The 20,686-nt window shown below is 58.4% G+C and carries 18 protein-coding genes and 1 tRNA gene; 10 read left to right on the forward strand and 9 right to left on the reverse strand.

Annotated elements, in window-relative coordinates:
* The first annotated feature begins 81 nt into the window (after positions 1-81).
* Complete coding sequence (gene hisA, locus DHN60_RS11450) at positions 82-801, forward strand: 1-(5-phosphoribosyl)-5-[(5-phosphoribosylamino)methylideneamino]imidazole-4-carboxamide isomerase (RefSeq protein ID WP_108837439.1); 720 nt, start codon at positions 82-84, stop codon at positions 799-801.
* A 3-nt stretch (positions 802-804) separates the two neighbouring features.
* On the opposite strand, the gene DHN60_RS11455 is transcribed toward hisA, so the two are convergent.
* Positions 805-1,260 carry a DUF302 domain-containing protein gene (locus DHN60_RS11455; protein WP_234423610.1) on the reverse strand — a complete coding sequence of 152 codons (456 nt, stop codon included), beginning with the start codon at positions 1,258-1,260 and terminating at the stop codon, positions 805-807.
* 348 nt (positions 1,261-1,608) lie between these two features.
* Here DHN60_RS11455 and hisF point away from each other — a divergent pair, with 348 nt between their 5' ends.
* The 6 genes from hisF (at position 1,609) to DHN60_RS11485 (ending at position 9,511) form a co-directional block, all read left to right on the forward strand.
* Positions 1,609-2,370 carry an imidazole glycerol phosphate synthase subunit HisF gene (hisF, locus tag DHN60_RS11460; RefSeq protein ID WP_108837440.1) on the forward strand — a complete coding sequence of 254 codons (762 nt, stop codon included), beginning with the start codon at positions 1,609-1,611 and terminating at the stop codon, positions 2,368-2,370.
* Positions 2,367-2,675: a phosphoribosyl-ATP diphosphatase gene (locus tag DHN60_RS11465; protein WP_108837441.1), complete on the forward strand. Its 309-nt coding sequence runs from the start codon at positions 2,367-2,369 to the stop codon at positions 2,673-2,675. Before hisF ends, DHN60_RS11465 begins: the two co-directional genes overlap by 4 nt.
* 155 nt (positions 2,676-2,830) lie before the next feature.
* A complete protein-coding gene (locus tag DHN60_RS11470; protein WP_108837547.1) occupies positions 2,831-6,277 on the forward strand; it encodes a pyruvate carboxylase in 3,447 nt (1,148 codons plus the stop codon).
* A 172-nt stretch (positions 6,278-6,449) separates the two neighbouring features.
* On the forward strand, positions 6,450-7,571 hold the full coding sequence (locus DHN60_RS11475; protein ID WP_108837442.1) for a serine/threonine protein kinase: 1,122 nt from the start codon (positions 6,450-6,452) through the stop codon (positions 7,569-7,571).
* A 374-nt stretch (positions 7,572-7,945) separates the two neighbouring features.
* The gene (locus tag DHN60_RS11480; RefSeq protein WP_234423611.1) at positions 7,946-9,088 is read left to right on the forward strand and encodes an MFS transporter; all 1,143 of its coding nucleotides are present in this window, start codon (positions 7,946-7,948) and stop codon (positions 9,086-9,088) included.
* A gap of 45 nt (positions 9,089-9,133) precedes the next feature.
* A complete protein-coding gene (locus DHN60_RS11485) occupies positions 9,134-9,511 on the forward strand; it encodes a VOC family protein (RefSeq protein ID WP_108837443.1) in 378 nt (125 codons plus the stop codon).
* On the opposite strand, the gene DHN60_RS11490 is transcribed toward DHN60_RS11485, so the two are convergent.
* Positions 9,508-9,891 (reverse strand): hypothetical protein, encoded by a 384-nt coding sequence (locus DHN60_RS11490; RefSeq protein WP_159089193.1) that lies wholly within the window; start codon positions 9,889-9,891, stop codon positions 9,508-9,510. The two genes, DHN60_RS11485 and DHN60_RS11490, sit on opposite strands and share 4 nt — an antisense overlap.
* A 117-nt stretch (positions 9,892-10,008) precedes the next feature.
* Here DHN60_RS11490 and DHN60_RS11495 point away from each other — a divergent pair.
* Together DHN60_RS11495 and DHN60_RS11500 are read left to right on the forward strand one after the other, a co-directional pair.
* Positions 10,009-10,083 (forward strand) — tRNA-Gly (locus DHN60_RS11495).
* A 548-nt stretch (positions 10,084-10,631) separates the two neighbouring features.
* Positions 10,632-12,521, forward strand: coding sequence for an SLC13 family permease (locus tag DHN60_RS11500; protein WP_108837445.1), 1,890 nt, complete (start codon positions 10,632-10,634; stop codon positions 12,519-12,521).
* Here DHN60_RS11500 and DHN60_RS11505 read toward each other — a convergent pair.
* Positions 12,518-13,054: an SRPBCC family protein gene (locus DHN60_RS11505; RefSeq protein ID WP_108837446.1), complete on the reverse strand. Its 537-nt coding sequence runs from the start codon at positions 13,052-13,054 to the stop codon at positions 12,518-12,520. The two genes, DHN60_RS11500 and DHN60_RS11505, sit on opposite strands and share 4 nt — an antisense overlap.
* Before the next feature lie 14 nt (positions 13,055-13,068).
* Here DHN60_RS11505 and DHN60_RS22310 point away from each other — a divergent pair, with 14 nt between their 5' ends.
* Complete coding sequence (locus DHN60_RS22310) at positions 13,069-13,248, forward strand: hypothetical protein (RefSeq protein WP_159089194.1); 180 nt, start codon at positions 13,069-13,071, stop codon at positions 13,246-13,248.
* A 218-nt stretch (positions 13,249-13,466) separates the two neighbouring features.
* Here the strand turns inward: DHN60_RS22310 and DHN60_RS11515 are convergent, their stop codons facing one another.
* The 6 genes from DHN60_RS11515 to DHN60_RS11540 are packed head-to-tail and all read right to left on the reverse strand — an operon-like array spanning position 13,467 to position 20,635.
* Positions 13,467-14,591 carry a Gfo/Idh/MocA family protein gene (locus tag DHN60_RS11515; RefSeq protein ID WP_108837448.1) on the reverse strand — a complete coding sequence of 375 codons (1,125 nt, stop codon included), beginning with the start codon at positions 14,589-14,591 and terminating at the stop codon, positions 13,467-13,469.
* Positions 14,592-14,602: 11 nt separating this feature from the next.
* Positions 14,603-15,358 (reverse strand): sugar phosphate isomerase/epimerase, encoded by a 756-nt coding sequence (locus tag DHN60_RS11520; protein WP_108837449.1) that lies wholly within the window; start codon positions 15,356-15,358, stop codon positions 14,603-14,605.
* Positions 15,355-17,757: a glycoside hydrolase family 2 protein gene (locus tag DHN60_RS11525; protein WP_108837450.1), complete on the reverse strand. Its 2,403-nt coding sequence runs from the start codon at positions 17,755-17,757 to the stop codon at positions 15,355-15,357. Before DHN60_RS11525 ends, DHN60_RS11520 begins: the two co-directional genes overlap by 4 nt.
* A 6-nt stretch (positions 17,758-17,763) precedes the next feature.
* Positions 17,764-18,837, reverse strand: coding sequence for an ABC transporter ATP-binding protein (locus DHN60_RS11530; RefSeq protein WP_108837451.1), 1,074 nt, complete (start codon positions 18,835-18,837; stop codon positions 17,764-17,766).
* Between the two features lie 3 nt (positions 18,838-18,840).
* Positions 18,841-19,731: a carbohydrate ABC transporter permease gene (locus tag DHN60_RS11535; RefSeq protein ID WP_234423612.1), complete on the reverse strand. Its 891-nt coding sequence runs from the start codon at positions 19,729-19,731 to the stop codon at positions 18,841-18,843.
* On the reverse strand, positions 19,724-20,635 hold the full coding sequence (locus tag DHN60_RS11540) for a carbohydrate ABC transporter permease (RefSeq protein ID WP_108837452.1): 912 nt from the start codon (positions 20,633-20,635) through the stop codon (positions 19,724-19,726). The genes DHN60_RS11535 and DHN60_RS11540 overlap by 8 nt, the downstream gene beginning before the upstream one ends.
* Positions 20,636-20,686: the final 51 nt, after the last annotated feature.

Genomic DNA, 20,686 nt, shown 5'->3' on the forward strand with positions numbered 1-20,686 from the left:
ACGCAATACTGACGCAAGGTCGCGTTGCAATTTGTGACGCAAGGTGACAGATGCCGCACGACACTGAATGAGGCCCCTAAAATGATCCTTTACCCCGCAATCGACCTCAAAGACGGACAGGCCGTGCGCCTTGTGCACGGAGATATGGACCGGGCCACCGTGTTTAACGATGACCCTGCCGCACAGGCGCGTGCCTTTGTCGACGCCGGCTGCAAGTGGTTGCATCTGGTTGACCTCAATGGGGCTTTTGCGGGCACACCTGTCAACGCCGCCCCGGTCGAAGCGATCCTCAAGGCCTGTCCTGTTCCGGCACAACTGGGCGGCGGCATCCGCGATATGGCTACGATCGAAATGTGGCTGAGCAAAGGGTTGGAGCGGGTGATCCTGGGGACGGTCGCTGTGGAGAACCCGGACCTCGTGCGTGAAGCCGCGCGCGCCTTTCCCGGCCATGTTGCGGTTGGCATCGACGCACGCGATGGCAAGGTGGCGACCAAGGGCTGGGCGACCGAGACGGATGTCGACGCCACAGACCTCGCCAAATCGTTTGAGGACGCAGGGGTGGCGGCGATCATCTACACCGACATCAACCGTGACGGCGCTATGGGCGGCCCAAACATCCCGGCCACAGAGGCGCTGGCGCAGGCCGTCTCGATCCCCGTGATTGCCTCGGGAGGCGTTTCATCGCTGGGCGACCTCACCGCCCTGAAGGACACGGGCGTAATCTCGGGCGCCATTTCGGGCCGTGCGCTTTATGACGGGGCCATTGATCTGGCCGCCGCGCTTGCAATGCTCAAAGGCTAGACCTTATTCGGCGGCTACTGTCCCAGTGAATTTGGCGAGCGCCCCGGTCATCACTTTGAGGTAGGGTGCGTCCTCGGACACACCGCCCAGCGGCGATAACATCTCGGTCGGGTCCTGATAGGCGATCATGGTCTTGCCGGTCCCATCTTGATAGACCAGCACCTTGAGGGGCAAGTAGAGGCCCGACACCGGGTCGTCCTTGATCGCGGGGGTGCCGACTTTGGGGCTGCCAAAGATCAGCAGTTGCGACGCGCCCACATCCTCTCCCACCGATTCCGCTCCGGCACCGTGATCCACGCGGGCAAAGATGGTCAGGCCTGCGCCTTCCAGTGTCGCGACCAAAGCATCGACAGTTTCGGTTACGCCAGCTGTGGCCTCTTTGCGGACAATGCCGTTGTCACCGGCCATAGCGGCCCCCGCCATCGCGACAATCACTGCCGCTGTTGCCAAGAATTTCATGCATCCATTCCTCCTGAAGTGCTTTGGATGATGGCGCATCCCGCGATCGGCACCAGAAAACTTCCCGTGATCGGTGGAACGGCGCCGATTGTGGGCATGTCCTCACTTTTCACAATGGCCCAAGCCAATCTTCTTCTCTGATTTAGAAAATCCCGGGGTGAGCCCGCAGGGCGAGGGGCAGCGCCCCTCATTTCGCTAGCCGCGCCTCCGGCACGAGGGGCAGCGCCCCTCATTTCCTTAACCGCGCCTCCGGCACGAGGGGCAGCGCCCCTCATTTCCTTAACCGCGCCTCCGGCACGAGGGGCAGAGCCCCTTTCCTAAGCCCGAAAAGCGCACTATCAGGCGTGCATGCTCAAGACCCGCATCATCCCCTGTCTGGACGTGGCCGATGGCCGCGTCGTTAAAGGCGTGAACTTTGTCGACCTGATAGATGCAGGCGATCCGGTCGCGGCGGCGCAAGCCTATGACGCGGCAGGCGCGGACGAGTTGTGCTTTCTCGACATTCACGCCACCCACGAAAACCGCGGTACCATGTTCGATCTGGTGCAACGCACGGCAGAGCAATGTTTCATACCTTTGACCGTCGGGGGCGGGGTGCGCACCGTGGCGGATGTACGCGCCCTTTTGCTGGCAGGCGCGGACAAGGTGTCGTTCAACTCTGCGGCAGTGGCGGACCCAGACGTTTTGGCGCGCGCCGCCGATCAGTTCGGCAGTCAGTGCATTGTGTGCGCCATTGATGCCAAGACTGTAGAACCGGGCCGTTGGGAAATTTTCACCCATGGTGGGCGCAAGCCAACGGGGATCGATGCAGTCGAATTCGCGCGCACGGCGGCGGCCAAAGGGGCAGGGGAAATATTGCTGACCTCTATGGATCGCGACGGAACGCGGGCAGGGTTCAACCTGCCTCTGACCCGCGCCATATCGGACGCAGTGTCGATCCCGGTCATCGCATCAGGCGGCGTGGGCACGCTGGACCATCTTGTGGATGGCGTGACCGAGGGCGGCGCGTCCGCAGTGCTTGCCGCATCCATCTTTCACTTTGGTGACTACACGATTGCCGAGGCCAAGGCCCATATGGCCGCCGCAGGTATCCCGATGAGGCTGACATGACACTGGACGAGTTGTTTGCAACGATAGAGGCCCGCAAAGGCGCCGATCCTGATACGTCCTGGACGGCCAAATTGCTGTCCAAGGGGCCTGAGAAATGTGCGGAAAAGTTTGGCGAAGAGGCTGTTGAAGCCATCATTGAAGCTGTCAAAGGCGACAAAGTCGGCCTGACAAGCGAGGCTGCGGATGTGATGTATCATCTGCTGGTGATGCTGGCTGCGCGGGATGTCCAATTGTGCGATGTTCTGGAAGAACTGGCGCGCAGGCAGGGCACCTCTGGCTTGGTGGAAAAGGCGGCGCGCAGCTAGGCCGTACCGCCCGTTCGCCTCACAGCAAGGCGCATCCAGATGCGCCCTACCCAGAACTACGTGTTGTTCACGTCACCCAAACGTCATATGAATTGCTGCAACTGCACAATGCAGCCCCCAAGGGCTGCCAAATGACTGCCCTGGGGGACCCTGACATGCCCGATTTCAAGAAAATCCTCATCGCAAACCGCGGTGAGATCGCCATCCGCATCATGCGTGCGGCCAATGAAATGGGTAAAAAGACGGTCGCTGTCTTTGCCGAAGAAGACAAGCTGGGCCTGCACCGGTTCAAGGCGGACGAAGCCTACCGCATTGGTGAGGGCTTGGGGCCGGTGGCCGCGTACCTCTCGATCGAAGAGATGATCCGCGTCGCCCGGGAAAGTGGCGCAGACGCGATCCATCCCGGCTATGGCCTGCTGTCGGAAAACCCTGATTTCGTCGATGCCTGTGAGAAGAACGGCATCACCTTTATCGGTCCGCGTGCTGAAACGATGCGCGCCCTTGGCGACAAGGCGTCTGCCCGCCGCGTCGCGGTCGAGGCGGGCGTACCTGTCATCCCCGCAACCGAGGTACTGGGCGATGACATGGCGGCGATCAAGAAAGAGGCCAAAGAAGTCGGCTATCCCTTGATGCTCAAAGCATCCTGGGGCGGAGGCGGTCGTGGCATGCGCCCGATCATGTCCGAGGACGAAGTAGAGGAAAAAGTGCTGGAGGGGCGGCGCGAGGCCGAGGCTGCTTTTGGCAACGGTGAAGGTTATCTGGAAAAGATGATCCTCAAAGCCCGCCACGTCGAGGTGCAGATTCTTGGCGACAAGCATGGCGGCATGTACCACTTGTTTGAGCGCGATTGCTCTGTCCAGCGGCGTAACCAGAAAGTGGTGGAACGCGCGCCAGCGCCGTACCTGACTGAAGAACAGCGGGCCGAGATTTGCGAGCTTGGCTACAAGATTTGCAAGCACGTGAATTATGAATGTGCGGGCACTGTCGAATTCCTGATGGATATGGCCGATGGCAAATTCTACTTCATCGAAGTGAATCCGCGCGTACAGGTCGAACACACCGTGACCGAAGAGGTGACAGGCATCGACATCGTGCAGGCTCAAATCCTGATTGCCGAAGGCAAGACCATCGCTGAGGCCACCGGCAAGCCGTCTCAGGCCGACGTAGTGTTGACCGGCCACGCCCTGCAAACCCGGATCACAACCGAAGATCCACAGAACAACTTCATTCCCGATTATGGCCGCATCTCCGCCTACCGCGAAGCCACCGGCATGGGTATCCGTCTGGATGGCGGTACGGCCTACGCGGGTGGTGTGATCACCCGCTACTACGACAGCCTGCTCACCAAGGTGACGGCCAAGGCCCCGACGCCTGAGATGGCCATCGCACGTATGGACCGCGCCCTGCGCGAGTTCCGTATTCGCGGCGTGTCCACCAACATCGCCTTTGTCGAAAACCTGCTCAAGCACCCGACCTTCCTCGACAACACCTACCACACCAAGTTCATCGACGAGACGCCGGACCTGTTCACCTTCAAGAAGCGGCGTGACCGCGGCACCAAGGTTCTGACCTACATTGCCGATATCACGGTGAACGGGCACCCGGAGGTCAAGGACCGTCCAAAACCACGCGCGGACCTTAAGGCGCCCAAACCGCCAGCTTTGCAAGCTGACCCGACGCACCAGATGGGCACCCGCAACCTGCTGGAACAAAAGGGCCCCCAAGCGGTTGCTGACTGGATGAAGGCGCAGCAACAGTTGCTGATTACCGACACCACCATGCGCGACGGGCACCAGTCTCTGCTTGCCACTCGGATGCGTAGCCATGACATGATCAATGTGGCCCCGGCCTATGCAGCCAACCTGCCACAGCTCTTCTCGGTTGAGTGTTGGGGTGGGGCAACCTTTGATGTTGCCTATCGTTTCTTGCAGGAGTGCCCCTGGCAGCGCCTGCGCGATCTGCGCGAGCGGATGCCGAACCTGATGACCCAGATGCTGCTGCGCGGCGCCAACGGGGTCGGGTACACCAACTATCCTGACAACGTGGTGCAGGAGTTTGTCCGCGTTGCCGCCACCACAGGTGTCGATGTTTTCCGCGTTTTTGACAGCCTGAACTGGGTTGAGAACATGCGTGTAGCCATGGACGCGGTCATAGAGAACAACAAGATTTGTGAAGGCACGGTCTGCTACACCGGTGACATCCTGAACCCGGATCGCGCCAAGTATGACCTGAAATACTATGTCGACATGGGCAACCAACTGAAGGACGCGGGCGCGCATGTGCTCGGCTTGAAGGACATGGCGGGCCTGTTGAAACCCGCCGCCGCACGCGTGCTGGTTAAGGCGCTTAAGCAAGAGGTGGGCCTGCCCATCCACTTCCACACCCATGACACCGCAGGCATCGCCTGTGCCACCATTCTGGCGGCGGCCGAAGCGGGCGTAGATGCGGTGGACTGTGCCATGGACGCCCTGTCGGGCAACACGTCTCAGGCAACGTTGGGCACCGTCGTCGGCGCCTTGCAGCACACAGACCGTGACACGGGCCTGTCGGTCGATGCAATCCGCGACATCTCGGACTACTGGGAATCCGTGCGCGATCACTACGCCGCGTTCGAGAGCGGGATGCAGGCTCCATCCTCCGAGGTTTACCTGCACGAGATGCCCGGCGGGCAGTTTACCAACCTCAAGGCGCAGGCGCGCTCGCTGGGTCTGGAAGAACGCTGGCACGACGTGGCGCGGACATATGCAGACGTGAACCAAATGTTTGGCGATATCGTCAAGGTGACACCATCCTCCAAAGTTGTGGGGGACATGGCGCTGATGATGGTCAGCCAGAACCTCACCCGGGACGAGGTCGAGGACCCGGAAAAAGACGTCGCCTTTCCCGACAGTGTTGTGGACATGATGCGCGGCAATTTGGGCCAGCCTCCCGGAGGCTTCCCGCCTGAGATCCAGCTGAAAATCCTGAAGGGTGAAGCGCCCAATACACAACGCCCCGGTGCCGATGTTCCGGCAGTTGATCTGGACGACACGCGCGCGGACCTTACGAAACAGCTGGAGGGCAGGGAGGTCGATGACGAGGACCTGTCGGGCTACCTCATGTATCCCAAGGTGTTCCTTGATTACATGGGCCGCCATCGCACATACGGCCCCGTTCGGGTGCTGCCGACCAAGACCTTCTTTTACGGCATGCAGCCCGGTGAAGAAATCACGGCCGAGATCGACCCCGGCAAGACCCTCGAAATCCGCCTTCAAGCCGTGGGCGAGACCAACGAGGACGGCGAGGCCAAGGTGTTCTTTGAACTCAACGGCGCTCCGCGCGTCATTCGCGTTCCCAACCGTATGGTGAAATCAACCACCGTGCAGCGACCAAAGGCCGAGGCAGGCAATGCAGATCACATTGGTGCGCCGATGCCCGGCGTGGTCGCGTCCGTGGGCGTGCAGGCGGGCCAAAAAGTCAGCGAAGGCGATCTGCTGTTGACCATCGAGGCGATGAAGATGGAAACCGGGATCCATGCTGAGCGCGATGCGACGGTCAAGGCTGTGCACGTTGGCCCCGGCGGGCAGATCGATGCCAAGGACCTATTGGTTGAGTTGGAGTGAGGCGAAGAGAGGCATGCGTGCAAGATGCGGCAAAGGTCTGGTTTTTGAGCACAAAACGCTCAAATGCGCGCGGCGCGCCGACAGCCCACTTTGAACCGTTTCTGCTGTTTCCGGAGACTTGTGAATTCTAGGCATTGATACTACGACGACAGCATCTGGCCTGAGGTGTAAAATGCAGAAAACTGTCGTCAATAGTTGGAACGAATGGGACCCGCTCAAACACGTGATCGTGGGACGAGCGGATGATTGTCATATCCCGCCAAACGAACCAGCGCTTGAAGCAAAAGTTCCTGAAGATAGCGACATGCGTGGACAGTGGGGTCGCAGACCACAAGAAACGATTGACCGTGCCAACGAGCTTTTGGACAATTTCGCCACGATGCTGGAAGGCCGTGGCATTCGCGTTGATCGCCCGACCTCAATAAATCACGCACTGCCCGCAGAGACGCCAGATTTCAAAACTGACAGTCAATTTGGGTGCATGCCGCCCCGCGACGTGTTGTTGACGGTCGGGTCCGAGATGCTTGAGGCAACGATGTCGTATCGCTGTCGTTGGTTTGAGTATCTGAACTATCGCCCACTAATGCAGCGGTATTTCGACGAAGATCCCAATTTCCGCCATGAAAGCGCACCCAAACCGCGCCTTACGGATGCGGATTACCACCCTGACTATCTGAGCGATAAGATCGGTGTTGAGCAGCGCCTTAAGTGGGCCGAAGAGAAATTCTTTGTCACGACTGAAGAAGAGCCGCTATTTGATGCGGCGGACGTGCTGCGATTTGGGCGCGACTTGGTTGTGCAGCATGGGTTCACGACCAACGAAAAAGGCATTGAATGGTTGCGTCGTCACTTTCCTGATCATCGTGTGCATACGGTGAACTTTCCAGGTGATCCTTACCCGATCCACATTGATGCAACTTTTACACCCTTGCGCCCCGGCTTGATCCTGAACAACCCTCAGCGCCGTTTGCCTGAGGCACAGCGCAAAATGTATGCGGATAACGATTGGGAAATCGTCGATGCGGCCCAACCTGCGCACAATGCACCACCTCCGCTATGCTATTCGTCCACTTGGCTTTCGATGAACGTGTTGGTTCTTGACCCGAAAACAGTCTGTGTTGAAAAATCCGAGGTCTATCAGGCGGAACAGATGGACAAACTTGGCATGGAAGTCGTCGAGGTCGATTTGCGCGACGCATATGCATTTGGGGGTGGTTTGCATTGCTGTACTGCGGACGTGAACCGTGAAGGCACGTGCGAAGACTACTTCCCAAAAATGCCGACACTCGCATAAGCCGCCTGTTTTGTTCAGTGGTAGCCTAAGGTGCGCAAAACACTTGCGGGCGCCAGCGAACACCAGCGCAGAAAAGTCTAACGGCGGCTTCGTCCGGCACGGCGAACGGTAGCGTTGTCACTGATGCCCGATCGCTGTCCGGCACATGTCTTGGATGTTGAGGCCTGTGAAGCGTGGCGCGGTTCTGGTCAGGATTAAGAAGGAGCGCCGTGCGCAGGCAATGCCACGCGGCGCGTCCGCTCAAGCACATCTGTTTGCAGTCTGAAACATGAGATCAAAGCGGTTTGAATTGCGCTTGTGTCTCCATGTTTCTTGGGCACAGGCTGGATCAGGGCGCGACTCTGCCCTGACTCACCATTGCTTGGGACGGGCAAATGAACACACAGTCAAATCGCGCCACTTGGCTTGCCGTTTCCGCGATGTTCGTTCTGAACGGCGCGCTTTATGGTATTTGGGCGGCGCGTATCCCGGCGATGGCGACACGTCATGACCTTGATGCGGGTGAATTGGGTCTGCTCTTGTTGTTGCTGGCGGGTGGGGCGATTGCAGCTTTTCCCCTTGCTGGACGCTTTGCCGACAAGTTGGGAGCCGCCTTCATCACGTTGTGGATCGCGGTGGCGTACACGGTGGCCCTCGCGCTCACAGCGCTTGCTCCGAACGTTGCCACCCTTGCAGTTGCGCTTGCCGTGTTTGGGGCGACGCATGGTGCGATGGATGTCGCAATGAACACATGGGCGGGAGAAGCCGAGCGCCATATCGCGCGCCCGGTGATGTCGTCCTTTCACGCGATGTTCAGTCTCGGGGCTGGTTTGGGCGCGGCAAGCGGTTTTTTTGCAGAGCAATGGGGCGTCGATATCCCGGCACACTTCATAGTCACAGGTGTGGCAGTCGCCACGCTGACGTTGACGATCGCCCGTATCGGTTGGGTCTCGCCTACTCAGGACGGCGTGTCTGGCACGCCGTTGTTCCCATTGCCCACAGGTCCTCTGGTGGCTGTGGGCCTTATCGCGTTCTGCACCTCCATGGGCGAAGGCGCGATGGTCGATTGGAGTGCGCTGTTGCTCATCGAAACGACAGAAGTCACGCCTGCGCAGGCGGCTTTGGGTTATACCGTGTTCTCGGTGGCCATGGTGGTCACGCGGTTGCTTGGAGATCAGGCGACGCGGGCCTTTGGGCCCACACCCACAGCACGGTTCGCCGGGGTAATCGCAACTGTTGGCGCCATCTGTGCCGTGTCCTCAACCAGTTACAGCGTGACACTGATCGCCTTTGCATTGATGGGAGTCGGGTATGCGGTGATCATGCCGCTGGCCTTTTCACGCGCCGCACGCGACCCGCATTTGCCGCCCGGCACGGCCATCGCCTCTGTGTCGACCCTTGGCTATGGCGGGTTGCTTCTTGGCCCGCCGCTGATCGGGTTTGTGGCCTATGCCAGCACGTTGCGCACAGGCTTTGCCCTGCTGGCGGTTCTGGCGGCTCTGATCATCGTTCTGGCGGGTGCGGTGCGCGCAAAGTAAGGCCGCCCCCTTGCAGGCCTGCACGGGCTGGGGCAGGGAAGTGTAATGAAGCTGGCCTCTGTATCTCTGATCGTGCCCGACTATGACGAAGCGATTGCCTTTTATTGTGGGCAGATGGGCTTCGATCTGATCGCTGACATCGATCAGGGGCGCAAGCGCTGGGTCGAGGTGCGGCCTGGCCAAGGCGGTGCGTCCTTTGTGCTGGCTCGTGCCGACGGACCTTCCCAACAAGCAGCCATTGGGGCGCAGGGCGCGGGGCGGGTGTGGTTGTTCTTGCAAACGGACGATTTTGCGCGGGATCATGCGCTTTTGTTGGGCGCCGGTGTGACGTTCGAAGAAGAACCGCGCGTCGAACCCTATGGCACAGTCGCCGTGTTTCGCGACATCTTTGGCAACCGCTGGGACCTGATCGAGCGTCGTTAGGGGGAAACCTCGATGTCTGTTTCGCCCAATGGCCCGAATATGAGCGTGAGGGTGAAGACCGACGGTACTCCATTGGCAAAAGTCAGGTACGTGCTGACCAAAGCGTCTTCGGCGAAGTTGACGTAGACAGGTGTGATGGCGGGGCTTGTGGCGCCGGGGGCCGACATGCGGGTCAGCACAATCGGACCGCCAAGGCCGGTCAACTCAATCGTGATGGCCAGTTGGTTGTTAATTTGTTCCGTGGAAAGGACCCGAGTAAGCACGTCGGGCCCGTGGGGCCCATCATGTGCGCCAAGCGAGGCGGGGGAGATAAGCACGGCGAGGGCAATCATCCCCCAAATGCGCGGCCATATCGCATGCCTCATGATCGATTTGCTCATCGGTTTCCCCATTTCGTGGTCGGCCCGGTTATATTGCCCAAAGATTTTTGCAGTGCGATGTGATTTTCCACTTGCAGCGCAGGGCGGGGATAAGTATCTCACGCCTCACCCAAGGAAGCGGGCGTAGCTCAGGGGTAGAGCATAACCTTGCCAAGGTTAGGGTCGGGCGTTCGAATCGCCTCGCCCGCTCCAATTTTCCAACATACCCAGTTGGTTAGACAGAACCGCCTTTCGGCGGTTCTTCTGTTTTTGGGCGTTGGGCAGCTGCATGATCGGCGAATTTAGTAAATTTGAACGTCAGGTGTTCTCGATTTTTCGCGCGCGTTTCCGCTGTGAGCTGTCTGTGTGGGCCACTGATGTATGCTGACATGTCCTCGAAACCGATTGGGGATCGACCGGGAGGAGCGTCTTGCTCCCTGCAAGTCGAAAAACAATTTCTTTACCAATTCCCACTTGGTGAACAGTCTCAGCATTCCAAGATTCGCCCTCAGAGGGAGCATTCGCGAGTAGTTTTGATTTCGAAGGTCGAGGCGGGCAATGAACTCGGGCCGAGCGTCCTGCGAGACCAACAGCCATGTGGGGATCAGTCGCCGGAACAAAGCGTACAACACGCGTGATCGCGCCAGCCCAAATTTGGTGAGGAACAGCGTGATGAATTGCGCCGCTGGCCAAGAATCTCCTTCTGACTGGACCTATGCGCAGAGGAAAACCGTCGCTAAGCTTCCAAACAGGGAGACGAGATGGAAGCGACAATTCTGACGTTCGAGATGATGGTGGTTCTGGGACTGCTGGCATTTACGGTATTTCTGTTTGTTTCCGAGATCATTCGCATCGATTTGGCGGCAATCCTTGTCATGGTGATCCTGGGGGGGCTCAGCACGCTGCCCGGACTGGAAAGCCTTTCTAACCGTGCCGAGCTTTTTTCCGGGTTCTCATCAAACGCAGTCATTTCAATTATCGCTGTGATGATCATCGGGGCAGGGCTGGATAAGACAGGTCTGATGTCCAAAGTTGCGACGTTGATATTGAAACGGGGCGGCACGACCGAAGCGCGGATTATCCCGATCGTTTCGGGCACAGTGGGAGTTATCAGCTCTTTCATGCAGAACGTCGGAGCCGCCGCGCTTTTCCTGCCTGTCATCAGCCGAATATCTGCGCGAACCGAAATTCCTATGAGCCGTTTGGCGATGCCTATGGGGTTTTGCGCGATCCTTGGTGGGACGATCACGATGGTTGGCTCTTCGCCCTTGATCTTGCTGAATGATCTTCTGACGTCTGCGAACCGAACATTGCCAGCCGACCAGCAGATGCAACCGTTTGGCCTGTTTTCGGTCACCCCAATCGGGTTGATGTTGGTCCTGACCGGCGTTCTTTACTTTGTGCTTTTGGGACGTTGGGTCCTGCCCAGCCAACGGGGGCGGGGCGCGGATGCTGGTGCTGCACGGTCAATGCAGAACTATGTTGAAAACACCTATGGTCTCCGCGCAGATATGTTCGAGGTGCGTGTACCTGAAGGCTCACTTTTGATTGGTCAGAAACTGGCTGACATCATGGTTGCGCACCATCTCTACATTCTGGGCACCTCTTACAGAGGCCACAAAGTCATTGCGCCCATGGCTGATACTGAAATTGAGGCGCCAGCGCGTCTGGCCGTTCTGGGCCTGCGGCGGGTGCTGCATGACGAATTTTCTGAGCCCTATGGTTTGGAAATACTGCCTGAGTTGGACGTTTTCGCCGATGACTTTGCGGCGACGGAGTCTGGCGTGGCCGAGGTTGTGATCCCGCCCGGTTCGTCTGTGATAGGCCAGTCACCGATGGAACTGCGCCTGCGCCAAACGCATGGGCTGTCAATTCTCTGTATTCATCGCGGCGAAGAGACGATGAGCCACGTCGAAACCGAAGATCACGTTGCCACCCATATTGGCGTCGTGCCGCTACAGGCCGGCGATACTCTTGTTGTCCACGTCCAATGGGAGCGGCTTACCCGGCTCAAATCTGATCAGGATTTTGTCGTTGTGACGTCGGATTTTCCGCAAGAGGAATTGCGCCCGCACAAAGTGAACTGGGCGCTTGGCTTCTTTTTAATGACGCTGTGCCTGATTTTGTTCACTGACCTGCTCTTGTCACTGGCTTTGCTGGCCGGTGCTGTCGGGATGATCTTGTCGCGCGTCCTGTCGATAGATGAAGCTTATGAGGCCGTCAGTTGGAGCACGGTTTTTCTTTTGGCTTCGCTGATCCCAGTGGGAATGGCGGTACAGAACACAGGCACAGCGGCATGGATCGCAGAGCAAATTTTGTCTTTGTTGGACGGTTGGCCACTTTGGTCGCTGCAGGCGGGTCTGGCCGTTTTGGCGACGATCTTTACGCTCGTGATGTCGAATGTCGGAGCGACCGTTCTGCTGGTGCCATTGGCGATCTCCATAGCGATTTCAGCGGGCGGGGATCCGGCGGTCTTTGCGTTGACGGTTGCGATTTCCACCTCAAACTCGTTCCTGATCCCAACGCATCAGGTCAATGCGCTGATCATGGGACCTGCAGGCTACCGGGTTGTGGATTTCCTCCGCTCTGGTGGGATCATGACTGTCTTGTTTCTGATCGTCTCTATGGTCGGGCTGACGCTCTTCATTTAGTACAGATACGAGCGTTTCGCGGCTGGACAGAGGCGACGAAAAAAGGCGGATGCATTCCAGAACCCGTCGTCGGACCTGCCACGCGAACCAAACAATGTTTGGCTCGCGTGCCCCTTGCCTTGCAACAAATATGGATATCCAAGTTTGCTGAAATGCACTTTGATCGCAGACAATGCCGTTTCGATTTCTTCGGCAATGAACTGCTCGGTCGCCGGGTCCTCGGATGAGAAACGTGCCGACCGCATGATCAAGGGCTCCTCGAAGGGCTCAATTGACAGGGTAGCTGTGAAGTTCTCAATCGGCAGGGGCGAGCGCGCGGTTTTATACGTGTATGATATGCCAGCCTCTTTCGCGGTACGCTTGTGCACGGCTTCGTCGCCGTCTTTTGAGGTAACGAAACGGACAGGTGCGCCGTCGCTGACTTTGAGCGAGCAGGCTGACACGCTTGGGTGCCAATCCTCGATGTCGCAGAAATCTCCAATCAGGCTCCATAGGTCTTCAGCCGGTGCAGAAAGTTCAATTGAGCGACTGATTTGATAGTCTTCAGGTGAACCTGAAAGCGCGTCAGCATCTGCTCGACTTCACGCCGGAGGGAAATGAAAAAGCGCGGCAGGCCAATCTTGCGGCAGTAGAAGCCGACCCCACACAGCTTTTTGGCTATGTCGGCCTGACCTTTGTTCACAACAATAAGTACCGTTGGGCTGGACCGACAGGGAACCCGTTGTAGAACTGAAAACTCGCTCGACGACGTTCTTCATAACTATGAAGGCAAATATACCAACAAGTCGGATCTCGAGCGCGTATTGAGCGATCTGCGTCAGGCAGGATTGCCAGACTAGTTACGCGCCCGAGATGGGCACCCGGAACGCGCCTGTTTGAAAGTGTGGGAGATCTTGAACCGTTTGGCGCAGATCACTTTCACATTCAGGAACGCCGGGTCGCCTGTTACTTGAGCAATGCGCGTGCCGCGTCCACGGTCAGCGGTTCGGGGCGCTGACATGTGCTGGACAGTTTTATCACTTCCCCTTTCTCACCCGCATCGAGCACCGCCGTCATTACGTCGACCGCATGCAACGCCAACTCAAGTGCGCAGCGATGTGGCCTGTCGTCTTGCATGGCTGCGGCCATATCGGCCAGTCCTGCAGTTCGGTAATTGGCTTTGGCTATTCCGTGGTTGTCCTGATTGGGGATACCGAACGGGTGTGTGTCCGTGTCGAGCATGGTGCTGTTGCCGGTCGCATCAACGACTTCGACTTCTCCGGAGAACCAGTTTGGGTCGGGCAGGAACATCGTACCTTTGGAGCCGTAAAGCTCCATATGCCCGTGGCGATGCGCCCAGACATCCCAGGACGTCGACAGGGTGATCGTCGCACCACTTTCGAAGTCGAGCAAAGCGTGAATGTTGGTTGGGGTCTTTACCGGTATCACCTCTCCGCGCCGGGGCTCGGACAGGATCTCGCGGGTTGTGGCGGGTGTGGATGTCAGCGCCGCAACCCGGGCAACGGGCCCGAGCAACTGTATCAGGTTGGTGACGTAGTAGGGTCCAATGTCGAGCATTGGCCCGGCACCCGGCAGAAAGAAGAAGTCGGGGTTTGGGTGCCAATGCTCCATCCCGTGGTTCATGACATGGGCCGTACCGGCCACAACATCACCGATCTGCCCGGCATCGATTGCTGCGCGGGCGGCCTGATGCGCGCCCCCAAGGAAGGTGTCGGGCGCTGATCCGACGCGCAGCCCTTTCTCGGCCGCCAGTGCGCGCAGTGCTTCTCCCTGTTCCTGAGTGAGCACGATTGGCTTTTCTGAATAGGCGTGCTTGCCCGCTTGCAGAATGGCGCGTGTGACCTCGAAATGTGCGTCAGGAATGGTTAGGTTCACCACGATGTCGATGTCGTCTGCGGCCAACAGTTCTTCCACGCTGTGCGCGCGCACATCAAACGCTGATGCCTGTGCCCGCGCAGTGTCGAGGTTGAGATCGGCAACCGCACGCACTTCGAGCCCCTTGAACAGCGGCGCGAGCCGAAGATATGCGGTCGAAATATTGCCGCAACCGATGATCCCAATGCCGAGCATGGGCGCCTCCTTTACAGTGTTTGAGCCGATGTAAATGCGCGTTGCGCAAATCGTTGGTGGTCGTTGGGTTTATCGTGTTCGGCGACGAAATAGCGGGTGCCTGCAGCTTTGAGCGCGGCCATCAACCCTGCCCAATCCATGGTGCCGTGGCCCATGTCTGCCCAACCGTCTTCGTCCATGGCTTCTCCTGCCGGGGCGATGTCCTTGAGATGTGCAATCTCAATGCGTGACCCATAACGTTCAATGGGTGCAAAAGGATCGGCGTCGGCGCGCACTGCCCATGCCACATCGTATTCGAAAAGGACGGAAGGGGCCTCAGCAAGGATCAGGTCGATTGGCAGCGTCCCGTCCGGCAACGCGGCGAACTCGAAATCGTGGTTGTGGTAGGCCAGTTTCAGCCCCGCTTTGCTGAGTGTCTCGGCAACGGCGGCCAACCGCCCGCCAAAACTGCGCCACCCGTCTGCGTCTGTGGGGCGGTCTGCCGGCATGATGAAAGGGATCACAATCGTCTCGATCCCGAAACGCTGTGCGATGGCGATGACGGCATCCGCGTCGCCCTCGCACATGTCCAGCCCCACATGGCAGGTGGGCATGGTGAGGCCAGTGGCCTGAAGGCCCTGTTCCAGCGCATCCATGGCATCGCTGTCAGCGACAAGCGCGCCGTAGCCTTCCACATGCGTGTATCCGATTTCGGACAGCATTTTGAGCGTGTCTCCGAGCGGTGGATTCAGGCGGGAGCTGTAGAGCTGGTAGGACAAGTCAGTCATGTGTGGGCCCTTTCAGGTGCGTGAGTGGCGGAATAGAGGTCTCTGAGTGTGAAATCTGGGGTGGAACCGGGCGTCTCGGGGTCAAACCGCACGGAGACTGGGCGCCCTGGAACGAGGTGAAATCCATTGTCGCTCAGGCGGCCGGCGCGATTTGGCTCCAACGCAACAAAAAGCGCCAGACGCTCCGAGGTGAGCGTCAGCATGATGTGATCTGCGTGTTCTTTTGTGTCGATAACGATGCCGGCGTCGGCCAAGGGGTAGGACTTGTAGGGGCGTGGCGCAAAGTGATCGCTGTGCCGGTTCCCACCGACGTTCCAGTCGAATGTAAGGATTTCGTCGGACTGTACAGCGCCTGTTGGGATGACAAGACCATCGACCGCCTGATCGGCGGGCGCTTTAATGGTCGCTGTACCCAATGCGCGCGCAGCGCCTTCGGGTGAGATCGCAAAGGCGTCGATCTTGACCGCTGCGGCATCAATCTGGTCATTCACCACCCGCAACGTGATGCCGTCTGATGAGGGCACTGCGGTCACGATCACGGGCGCATAAAAATGGCGGGCGGCATGATGCAACAGCTTCCACCCCCCGCCATGATCAAGGCTGGACCAAGAACAGACCGGCCAAGTGTCGTTTAGCTGCCAATACAGCGTGCCCATGCAGTGCGGTTTGAGGCTACGCCATTGTGTGACAGCCGTTTTGATAGCGAGCGCCTGTTGGACCTGACTGAGGTAGACGAAATTCTCGAACCCTTCCGGAAAGCGGAAATAGCGGAAAATCGTTTCCGTGATCCGTGCGTTGCCACCTGCATTCTTCTGATGGCTTTCCATCACCGGTGAGGCGATGTTGCGGTCCGATGGTTCGGTGAAGCGGCGGATTACATCCATCGACGGGTAGGATTGAAACCCGAATTCAGAGCAAAAGCGGGGTGAAACGTCGCGGTAATGGTCAAAGTCGCGCCCTTCGTGCCAGACGGACCAGAAATGCATGTCTCCGGATCCGTCGTCATGCCATGCGTCACCAAAGTTCAGCGGGCCTGCTGATGGGCTGGAGGGCCACCAAATCGCCATCGGCGCGGTGTCTTTCAGCGCTGTTTCGATTGTGCGGTTCAGGCGGTCATATGCAACGAGGTACCGGTCGCGGTCTTTGCGGCTTTCCTCATACCAATTCAGTGCGCCGACCAGTTCATTGTCGCCGCACCACAGCGCAATGCAGGCGTGGTGGTTCAGACGGGCCACTTGCTCGCGCACTTCGCGGTCGACTTCGGTCAGGAATGCTTCTGTTGCAGGGTAGAGGTGGCAGGCGAACATGAAGTCGTGCCAGACCAGCAACCCCAATTCGTCGCACAGGTCATAGAACCAGTCCGGTTCGTACCGTCCGCCGCCCCAGACGCGGATCATATTCATGTTGGCATCGACCGCCGATTGCAGCAGGTCGCGGCACATGTCGGGTGTGATCGCCCCGGCGAGGGCATCGGCGGGGATCCAATTGGCCCCTTTCATGAAGACAGGATGGCCGTTGACATGAATAGAAAATCCCGTTCCGGCATCGTCCGGTTCGCTCACAAGCCGAATGTCGCGTAGCCCGATGCGCCGGGTTGTTTGGCTTTCGCCCACGGTGATGGAAAGGTCTTGTAGTGCTTGTTTGCCGAGCCCGGTTGGCCACCACAGATCGGGCGCGTCGATGCGAAGTTGCAGACGTGCGGTTTCGAATTCGATCTTTCCTTGCACCTCGACCCCGCACAGTGAGGCCAACAGAGTTTCTCCGTCCGGGTGACCTTCGGTGTGCACATCGATCGAAACCGTAACGCCCTGTGGGTCGTGGTTTTGAGCGACAATCACGTCTGCAATTCGGGGGCCGAGCGGTTCAAGATGGACATCGCCATAAAGCCCAAATGGCGCCAGCGCGATGTTCCAGTCCCAGCCAAAATCGCATTCCGGTTTGCGCAGCATATTTCCGTTTGGGATCGGACAGTTGTCTGCCTGAAAGGGCACAAAGTAAGGCTGTGCGTCGGCCAGGGATTTGGCCGCATCAGGAGCCGAGCGAAAATGCAGTGCGATGACGTTTTCGCCGGCTTGTAGCGCGTCTGACACATCTACGCGATGGGTGCGAAACATGTTGTCGGCCTGCAAAATGGTCTGACCGTTCAGCGTCACATCGACGACGGTATCCAGCATGGACAGGACAAGGGCCATGTCTGTTCTGGACACGTGAAATGTCCGCGTCAGAACCCAGTCACGCTCTGCGATCCAACGCAGATCATATTCGTTTTGCCGCCAGTAGGGATCAGGGATAACGCCGGCATCACGCAATGCGCTGATGCTATCGCCGGGCAGTGACATCGGGGCCGTGTATTGCCCGGTGTCATCCGACAAATCCCAAGGTCCGGACAGGTCCAACATCTGGCTTCAGACCCTCTCCTCGCTCGTCTTGTCAAAGAGCGAGGCGCGTGATGGGTCAAAGCCGATATGGATTTCATCGCCGGAAGACACGGCCGCCTGTCCATCCATGCGGATGCGCAGGGGAACGCCAGCGAGGGTCGCCCAGGCAAGGGTGTCTGAGCCCATGGGTTCCACAATGTCGATTGTCACGCGGGCGGAGACGGGCAAGTCCTTGGCTGCATCGCCCGACACGATATGCTCGGGCCGAATGCCCAGCCATGCAGACCCTTCGTGGCCATTGTTCTGAAACTCATAACCTTCCAGCGAAAAGCGTTCCCCTGTGGTGGCAAAGACCCCATTTTCGATCCGGCCCTCGAAAAAGTTGATTTCGGGACTGCCGATGAAGCCAGCGACGTACTTGTTGCGGGGGCGGTTGTAGATTTCTGTTGGTGAATCAAGCTGCTGGATGATGCCGCCTTTCATGATCGCGATTCGGTCGGCGAGGGTCATGGCCTCAACCTGATCGTGGGTCACATAGATCATCGTGTTCTGCAGGTTGTGGTGCAGGCGCTTGATCTCGACCCGCAGGTCGGCGCGCAACTTGGCGTCGAGGTTCGACAGCGGTTCGTCGAACAGGAACACATCCACATCGCGCACCAGCGCGCGCCCGATGGCGACACGCTGGCGCTGCCCGCCGGAGAGGGCGGCAGGCTTGCGGTGTAACAGTGGTTCGATTTGCAGAATTTCGGCGGCGCGGTCCACGCGCTCCTTGATTTCTGCCTTGGGCATACGCGCGTTCTTGAGGCCAAAGGACAGGTTCCCCTCGACTGTCATCTGCGGGTAAAGCGCGTAGGACTGGAACACCATTCCGATGCCGCGGCCCGACGGTTCTTCCCATGTCACATTGCGGTCGTTGATGTGGATTTCACCATCAGTGGGGTCAAGCAGCCCCGCGATGCAGTTCAGCAGCGTGGATTTTCCACAGCCTGAGGCACCGAGCAGGACGAGAAACTCGCCCTCCGGAATGTCGATGTTCAGATTGTCGAGCACGGTTACCGCGCCGAATTTCAGGGTCAGGTCTTTGACAAGTACGGATGTCATGGATCAGCCTTTCACAGCGCCAGCGGCGATGCCCCGGACAAACAGTTTTCCGGAAGCGAAGTAGATGATGAGAGGAACAAGTCCGGTCAGAAGCGTCGCGGCCATGTTGACGTTGTATTCCTTAACGCCCTGCACCGAGTTTACGATGTTGTTGAGTTGCACCGTCATCGGATAGATTTCGGGCCGGGTGTAGATCACGCCAAACAGGAAGTCATTCCAGATGCCAGTGACTTGCAGGATCATCGCCACCACGAAGATCGGCAGGGACATCGGCAGCATGATGCGGAAATAGATGCCCCAGAACCCCGCACCATCGACGCGGGCCGCCTTGAAAAGCTCCTCGGGGATTGCGGTAAAGTAGTTCCGGAAAAGTAGCGTCAGGATCGGCATGCCGAACACGGTGTGCACCAGCACAAGCCCCCAGAGCGAGCCATAAAGGCCCATTTCCCGCAAAATGATCACGATCGGATACAGCATGACCTGATACGGAATGAACGCGCCAAGGATCAGGATGGTAAAGAAAACATCGGCCCCTTTGAACCGCCAGTTGGCGAGCGCGTAGCCGTTGATCGAAGCGATGACGATGGACAGGAAGACGGACGGGATCAGGATCTGAACCGAATTCCAGAAGCCCCGGCTTAGCCCATCGCAGTTGATGCCGGTGCAGGCCTCGGACCATGCCTTGACCCACGGCTGAAAGGTGATTTCTACGGGCGGCGAGAACACATTGCCCAGCCGAATTTCCGGCATGCCCTTGAGCGATGTAACGACCATCACATAAAGCGGCAGCGCGTAATACATGGCGACCACGATCAGCGTGCCATAGAGCATGATGTTGGCGCGGGACAGGCGACGGCGTGGTTTGGGGCCGCGCGGGGTTATTGCATTATCCACGTTTTTTGCCTCCGAATTCGAGGTAGGCCCATGGGATCAGAATGATAATCACGCTCACCAGCATCATTGTTGAGGCGGCAAAACCCTGAGCGAGGTTTTGAGAGGCAAACATCTTGTCGTAGACGTATTTGGCGGGCACTTCGGACGCGATGCCGGGGCCACCTGAGGTCTGGGCCACCACAAGGTCATAAACCTTGACGATACCAGACGCGATCAGGACGAGGGCGGTGACAAACACGGGCCGCATCATCGGGATGATCACGACCACATAGGTCTTCCACGTTGGGATGCCGTCGACGCGGGCCGCCTTCCAGATATCTTCGTCAATGCCGCGCAGGCCGGCCAGCATGATGACCATGATCAGGCCAGACCCTTGCCAGATGCCTGCGATCAGGATGCCGAAAATGACGATGTCGGGGTTGTAGAGTGGGTCAAAAGTAAAGCTTTCCCATCCCCAGTCGCGCACCACTTGTTGGACGCCAAAGTCGGGGTTCAGGATCCATTGCCAGACCAAACCAGTAACGATGAAGGACAGGGCAAACGGGTAAAGGAGGATGGTCCGGAATGTATTTTCAAACCTTACCTTGCGGTCGAGCAATGCGGCGAGGATGAAGCCGATCAACAGCGTCAGAACCATGGAACACACGCCGTACCATGCGAGGTTTTCGATGGATACCAGCCAACGGCGTGTACCCCAAAGGCGGTCGTACTGCTCCCAACCGACGAAATCGAGCTTCGGCAGCAGTTTGGAACTGGTGAACGAATGGACAACTGTCCACGTGGTGCAGCCGATGAACACAACCAGCGCCGTAGCGACCATGGGTATGGATGCAATCTTGGCGTTGAGGTTGCGCAGCAGGCGGACAGGCCGCTTGGCGCTGTCTGTCTTAGACGGAGCTGACATGAGATTTCCCCCGAAGGTCCAGCCCCGGTGTCAAACCGGGGCTGGTGGCTT

The sequence above is a fragment of the Tateyamaria sp. Alg231-49 genome, from assembly GCF_900143535.1.
GTDB lineage: Bacteria > Pseudomonadota > Alphaproteobacteria > Rhodobacterales > Rhodobacteraceae > Tateyamaria.